We start from the raw sequence: 1351 nt of genomic DNA on the forward strand, positions 1-1351 counted from the left end.
TCCGTGACGGGTTAAGTGTCGAGAGAGAGGCTCTCGGCGCCCGTCATGGAGTTTGGTCCCATGAACATGCAGGTTCTTGACGCCCATCGCGACGTAAACGGCGGATACAAGGTGGATATGAGCCGCGGCGAGCGGATCGGCCGCGTTTCCTCAGAGTGGTTCTCGCGCCCCGATGACGAACGCTACCTCTCGCTGTCGGAGCTGGCGGATTCGGTGCGCAGCCGGTCGGAGCGCAGCCGGACGCGCGTGGTGGAAACCGCGCTCATCCACGTCGAGGCAAGCCGCACCGACCCTGAGCGGTTGTCTCTCATTCTGCCGGGCTCGGATACGCCCGTCGCGCCGACGCATTGGAGCTTCGGTCAGCTCGCGAGCCAGATCGGCGCTCCCGCCGCCTATCTGCGCCAGCTTCCAGCGGCGCTCGCCGGCATCAATCTGCAGTACGGCCTGACCTCGCACAGGGCCGAGCAGATCAAAACGCTCGAGACCGACAACGGCCGTATCGAGCTGCGCGCCGTCACCGGCCCTGACTACGGCAGGATCTACGACCACGAGTTGGTCGAGGCGGTGCAGCGGATCGCCGGCAATGGCACAAGCGATACGAGATGGAAGGTACCCGGCGTCCTCGATTGGTCGACGGGTGTCTACAATCCCCGCGTCGACATTACGAAGGACACGACGACGCTCTATGCGTCCGATCGCGACGTGTTCCTCTTCCTCGTCGACGATCTCAACCCCATCGAGGCTGGTCGGCTCCCCGACGGCTCGCCCGACCTCTATTTCCGCGGTTTCTACTGCTGGAATTCCGAAGTCGGCGCCAAAACGCTCGGCATGGCAAGCTTCTATCTCCGCGCGGTCTGCCAGAATCGCAATCTTTGGGGCGTCGAGGATTTCGAAGAGACCACCATTCGCCACAGCAAGTATGCCGCCTCGCGCTTTACCCACGAGGCCGCACCGGCGCTGTTGAACTTCGCGAACTCGTCGCCCGTGCCGTTCATCAACGGCATCAAGGCCGCACGCGAACGGATCGTCGCGAAATCTGACGAGGACCGCACTGAATTCCTGCGCAAGCGCGGGTTTTCCAAAGCTGAGACAGGCAAGATCATCGAGACCGTGCTGGCCGAGGAAGGCAGACCGCCGGAGTCGATCTTCGATTTCGTCGCCGGCATCACCGCCATCGCCCGCGAAAAGACCAACCAGGATGCGCGGCTCGAACTGGAGGGCAAGGCCAAGAAGTTGCTCGACCGCGCCGCCTGAAGCTCGCGACGCCGGAAGCGCGGTTTTCCGTGTCTCCGGCTTTGCGCCTACCCACCCTTGCGTTCTCCCGTATCAGTGGCGCTGCCCTCCAAGAGTG

The 1351-nt window shown here is 63.4% G+C and carries 1 protein-coding gene; it reads left to right on the forward strand.

The features are described from left to right. Positions 1–60: 60 nt before the first annotated feature. The gene (locus EOA23_RS34725; protein ID WP_127307319.1) at positions 61–1254 is read left to right on the forward strand and encodes a DUF932 domain-containing protein; all 1194 of its coding nucleotides are present in this window, start codon (positions 61–63) and stop codon (positions 1252–1254) included. Positions 1255–1351: the final 97 nt, after the last annotated feature.

The organism is Mesorhizobium sp. M2A.F.Ca.ET.042.01.1.1 (assembly GCF_003997405.1).
In the GTDB taxonomy this organism is placed as follows: domain Bacteria; phylum Pseudomonadota; class Alphaproteobacteria; order Rhizobiales; family Rhizobiaceae; genus Mesorhizobium.

Bases quoted from the DNA above. Each gene is read 5' to 3' on its own strand.
- EOA23_RS34725 (WP_127307319.1), top strand. From the start codon at position 61: ATGAACATGCAGGTTCTTGACGCCCATCGCGACGTAAACGGCGGATAC.